The organism is Caldalkalibacillus salinus, from assembly GCF_016745835.1.
Taxonomy (GTDB): Bacteria; Bacillota; Bacilli; order Caldalkalibacillales; family JCM-10596; genus Caldalkalibacillus_A; species Caldalkalibacillus_A salinus.
Map to the genome: position 1 here is coordinate 1 of NZ_JAERVL010000066.1, position 392 is coordinate 392.

At 56.6% G+C, this 392-nt stretch carries 4 tRNA genes; all 4 read right to left on the reverse strand.

The annotated features are described in order from the left end of the window. Window positions 1-44: 44 nt before the first annotated feature. The 4 genes from JKM87_RS17690 to JKM87_RS17705 all read right to left on the reverse strand — a co-directional run bounded on the left by JKM87_RS17690 (window position 45) and on the right by JKM87_RS17705 (window position 385). Window positions 45-121: transfer RNA gene (locus JKM87_RS17690), tRNA-Pro, on the reverse strand. Window positions 122-124: 3 nt separating this feature from the next. After that, window positions 125-201, reverse strand: a tRNA-Arg gene (locus JKM87_RS17695). Window positions 202-216: 15 nt separating this feature from the next. Then, window positions 217-305 (reverse strand) — tRNA-Leu (locus JKM87_RS17700). 5 nt (window positions 306-310) lie between these two features. Then, window positions 311-385: transfer RNA gene (locus JKM87_RS17705), tRNA-Gly, on the reverse strand. Window positions 386-392 lie beyond the last annotated feature (7 nt).

Here is a 392-nt window from a genome sequence, read left to right on the forward strand (position 1 = left end):
GCGTGCAAGGCAGGCGCTCTCCCAGCTGAGCTATGGCCCCACAATGGTCGGGAAGACAGGATTTGAACCTGCGACCCCCTGGTCCCAAACCAGGTGCTCTACCAAGCTGAGCCACTTCCCGATATGGCGTGCCCTGGAAGATTCGAACTCCCGACCTTTTGATTCGTAGTCAAACGCTCTATCCAGCTGAGCTAAGGGCACGTGCGTTATAATTAATGGTGCCGAGGGCCGGACTTGAACCGGCACGGTTGTCACCAACCGCAGGATTTTAAGTCCTGTGTGTCTGCCAATTCCACCACCCCGGCACAATTGGAGCGGAAAACGGGGTTCGAACCCGCGACCTTCGCCTTGGCAAGGCGACGCTCTACCGCTGAGCTATTTCCGCTTATTAT